The sequence below is a fragment of the Halorubrum tibetense genome, assembly GCF_042661865.1.
Taxonomy (GTDB): Archaea; Halobacteriota; Halobacteria; order Halobacteriales; family Haloferacaceae; genus Halorubrum; species Halorubrum tibetense.
Genome location: NZ_JBHSWW010000212.1, coordinates 1 through 4,353 on the forward strand (window position 1 = coordinate 1; position 4,353 = coordinate 4,353).

The following is a 4,353-nucleotide window of genomic DNA, read 5'->3' on the forward strand; positions in this document are numbered from 1 at the left end:
GCGCGCGCTGTTCGACGACCTCGTCGGCGACGCGTACCTCGGGGGCCACACCGACCGCAACGCGCTGGTTCCGACGTTCGGCGGGGCGGTGAAACCCACGGCACGCTACCCGAAGTCTGCGGCGGCGGGGGTCGCGAGCGACGACCGCCCGACGCTGATCGTCGGGTTCCGGTCGCTCACGGAGTACGACGCGCGATCGTTCGCGGACCGGCTGGCGGCGTCGGGCGTTCCGTTCGACGTCGCGGGTGTCGAAGTCGAGTTCGCGGAGGCGTTCCGTGCCGACGCGAAGATAACGCGACTCGCGAAGGCGCTCGACCGCGATGAGGCGATCGACGGGACGCCCGCTCGGGAGGCGTTGGCGAAGGCGGTCGCCCCACACCTGCACGACGTCGTCGACGATGAGGGGGGCGTCGACCGCGTCGAACGCGTCGGCTTCCCGGCGTTCCTCGGCGACGACGAGGGTGCGGACGTGCGCGCGGATCTCGCCGACCGACTCGGTGCGGACGTCTTCGAGATCCCGATGGGGCCGCCGAGCCTCCCCGGGCTCCGGCTGGAGGACCGGCTCTACGACGCGCTCGACGCGGAGGGTGTTCGGTTCGAGACCGGGACGCCGGTCGTCGACTACGAGACGGACGCGAACGGTGATATCGAGCACCTGATCATGAACCGGAAGGGGAGCAAGGTCCCGTACGGCGCGGACACGGTCGTGCTCGCGACCGGCGGGCTGGTTGGGAAGGGGCTCGATTCGGACCGTGACGGGGTCCGCGAGCCGGTGCTCGACTTATACGTGCCGCAGCCCTCGGACCGCTACGAGTGGTTCGTTGACGACGCGTTCGGCGAGCAGCCGTACGCTAGGTTCGGGGTACGGCCCGACGATCGGTTGCGGCCGCTGGACGAGTCGGGGGCTGTGGCACACGGGAACGTGCGTGTCGCCGGCGCGGTCGTCGGCGGGGCGGACGTCGCACGGGAGAAATCGGCGAGCGGCGTCTCGCTCGCGACCGGCTTGGTGGCCGGACAGGAGGCGGCACGGGAGGTTCGACAATGACACGAGAGACAGGAACCGACGACACGGACGGGGGAAGCGACATCGACGAATCGACCGAGAGCGAGGCGGCGGAGCGGCGGGCCCAACCGAACGTCCCGGAGATCGGGCGCGACGAGCAGCCGTCGATCTTCGTACCGGACGATGGCGAGGGGACCGACGCCGAAGCTGACGCTCGAACTGAGACCCGGACCGCCACCGACGGGGGCCGCGCAGCTGACGACGCGGCCACTAACGGGGGACGCGCAGCTGACGACGCGGCCACCGATGGCGGCGTCGAGAGCGCGACCGGCGGGAGCGACTCGCGCGAGCTCGACCCGCAGACGTACGACCCGATCGACGTGTTCCCTGAGGGGGAGCTCGACCTCCGTGACGGCGCGGACTCCTGTTACAAATGCACTTCTTGTGACACGTCGTGTCCGGTGGCGGAGGTCGACGACGAGTTCCCCGGGCCGAAGTTCCAGGGGCCGGAGCAGTGGCGGCTCAAGCGGAAGGACGACGCCGACATCGACGAGTCGATCTCCTCCTGTTCGAACTGTATGCGCTGTGACGACGCCTGTCCGTCCGGGGTGCCGCTCTCGCAGATGCACAACGAGGCGCGCGGGCAGTTCGTCGAAGAGCAGATGGAGAAGCTCTCCGTGGAGTACGTCCGCAACCGGATCTTAGCGAACTACCGCACCTCCGCGCGGCTGGCGAGCATGGTCCCGCGGCTCTCGTCGTTCGCGATGAACTTCGGGCCGGCGCGGTGGGTGATGGATAAGACGCTCGGGATCCCCAAAGAGCGGGAGTTCCCCGAGTTCGCGACGACGACGTTCCGCGAGTGGTGGCGCGACCGCGGCGGCGCGCAGGTGTCGAACCCGGACAAGCGGGTGGCGTACTTCCACGGCTGCTACTCGAACTACAACACGCCGGAGGTCGGCAAGGCCATGGTCCGCGTGTACGAACAGTTCGGGTACGAGGTGATGGTGCCGCCGCAGAAATGCTCCGGCACCCCGATGTTCGCCAACGGGATGTTGAAGGACGCTCGCCGGCACGCCGTGACGAACGTCGAGAACCTCGTCGAGGCTATCGGCGACGGCGCGGACGTGATCGCCTCGTGTACGTCGTGTTCGATGTCGCTTCGCCAGGAGTACCCCGAGCTGTTCGACATCCACGGGATCGAGGACGTCTCCGATCACACGTTCGAGGCGCTGGAGTACCTCCGGATCCACGAGGACCTGACCGGCGCGCTCGAGGAAGCCAGCCCCGACGACGAACGCTCGTACGCGTACCACGCGCCCTGTCACGCCCGCAACCAGGGGCTCTCCCGGCAGGCCGTCGAGACGTTCCGCGATGTCGACGGCGTCACCATGGAGGACGTCGGCGACTCCTGTTCAGGCATTTCAGGAACGTACGGCTGGAAGAGCGAGAAGTACGAGAAGTCGATGGAGATCGGCGAGGAGATGTTCCACCACATGGAGGACGCCGAGGGCGAGGTGGGGATGACGGAGTGCCCCACCTGCGCGATGCAGATGGAACACGGCACGGGGTACGAGATCGAACACCCCCTCCAGCTGTTGGAGGACACGCTCGTCGCCTGACGGGTCGTCACGCTACCGGATCGAGACGGCGTCGGTGCTGTCGGTTCCCGACCGACTCCGACGGACCGTTCCGTTTTCACCGCCGATAACGGGAGACGAACGCTTATCTTCGACGGATCCCGAGGCAGGGACGTGACGCTCGCGCAGCTCGTGGACCGTTTCGAGACGACGGAGCGATCGATCGTCGTCGTCAACCGTACCGATCCCGACCCGGTTCACGACATGCTTGTGGATACGTTCGGCGACGACGCGGTTCGGGTGGTCGAACGGGATCTTCGGCGGGAGGGATCCCCGGAGGGAACGACTCGCGACGACGACTTCGCGGCACGCCACGACGTCGACGGCGTCCCGCTCACCGGTGACGGGTCCGTCGACGTCGAGATCCCCGTCGACGTCGAGGTACCCGTCGATGTCGAAAACCTCGTGTTGTTGGTCGAGGACGGACGGGTAGTCGCGGAGTCTACCCTCGAGGAGCTCGGCGAGGCGGTGTTGTTCGTGAACTCTGACCTGTACATCACTGGGACGCGCTCGCTCGACGAGCTCGAACTGCCCCGAGTGATAACGGGGCTCGAAGACACGGTATTCTCGCTGCGCGGATACCCGGAGTCGAACCGACAGAAGCTGTTGTTGATCACGATCTCGCGGTTCATCGAACGGGCCGCGTGGACGGCTGGGGACGGTACGATCCGCTCGTCGTTCCAGCGACTCTCGCGGATCGACGACGAGCTGGGGACGCGCCGCGTGTACGAGCGGATCGGGGACACCGATGTGGACGCGCACCTCTACGGCGTCCCCGACGACCCGCCGATCGGGTTGGACGCGACGATCCACGGGGGCCGGAGCGTCGACTTCACCGACAGCTGGTTCGTCGTGTTCGAGCCACCGGACGGGTTCGGTAGACCGGCCGTGACCGACACCGCGGCCGAGTGTCCCGCGCGGGGCGACGGTGGGACGCCCGTCAACGACCTCCGGCGCGGCGTCGATGGCGGCGTCGGGCTGCTCGCCGTCGAGACGGAACCGCGCCTCTGGCAGGGGGTATGGACGTTCGACCCCGAACGCCTCCGACGGCTGACCGAGTACGTTCGGCGGAACCTCTGATCCGTCCGCCTCGCTCGCGCTGGTCGCGTGTGAGGTATATAAGGCGCTCGGCGGGGGTGCCAACCCGTGCGTTCATATCCCCTGGGCGGTGACGGGCGGCCATGTTCGCGGATCGTTCCGACCTCCTCGCCGATGCCGACCCGATGCGAGGGTACGGCGCAGCGGTGACGCCCGGTCGGGACGGTCCGATCCTGTTCGTCGCCGGGTACGGGGAGGCGAACCGACTCTACACGCGGGACGGCGACCGCTTCGTCGACACCGCCTGCGGGATCGTCGCCGATCGGGAACGCCACGCGATGGGGGTGTGTGCGGCCGACCTCGACGGCGACGGCTGTGAGGAGGTGTACGTTCACAACTGCGCCAACGGCGTCGGGATCGGCGGCGACTCCGACCTCCTTCTGGACCGCTTGGAGGCGGAGCGGTACCGCTGGACGGACACGTTCGCGCTGCCGGTGAACGCCGACCGGCTCAACTTCCGGGCGGGCCGGTCGGTTGCCGCGCTCGACCGTCACGGCACCGGACGATACGGTGTCGCGGTGGCGAGCTACGGCGCGCCGCTGGCGTTTTACGAGCTCGGCGACGACGGCGAGGCGTCCGACATGGCCGACGCGGTGGGGCTCGCCGTCGAGGCCG

The 4,353-nt window shown here is 68.3% G+C and carries 3 protein-coding genes and 1 pseudogene; all 4 read left to right on the forward strand.

Annotated features, from left to right (window positions below; all coding sequences use genetic code 11):
• On the forward strand, positions 1-1,045 hold a 1,045-nt coding region (gene glpB, locus ACFQEU_RS12055; RefSeq protein WP_379782459.1), incomplete at its 5' end, for a glycerol-3-phosphate dehydrogenase subunit GlpB.
• On the forward strand, positions 1,042-2,622 hold the full coding sequence (locus ACFQEU_RS12060; protein WP_379782461.1) for an anaerobic glycerol-3-phosphate dehydrogenase subunit C: 1,581 nt from the start codon (positions 1,042-1,044) through the stop codon (positions 2,620-2,622). The genes glpB and ACFQEU_RS12060, both read left to right, overlap by 4 nt.
• Positions 2,623-2,754: 132 nt before the next feature.
• On the forward strand, positions 2,755-3,720 hold the full coding sequence (locus tag ACFQEU_RS12065) for a hypothetical protein (RefSeq protein WP_379782464.1): 966 nt from the start codon (positions 2,755-2,757) through the stop codon (positions 3,718-3,720).
• A 101-nt stretch (positions 3,721-3,821) separates the two neighbouring features.
• A pseudogene (locus ACFQEU_RS12070) lies at positions 3,822-4,353 on the forward strand (FG-GAP-like repeat-containing protein); the annotation flags it as partial.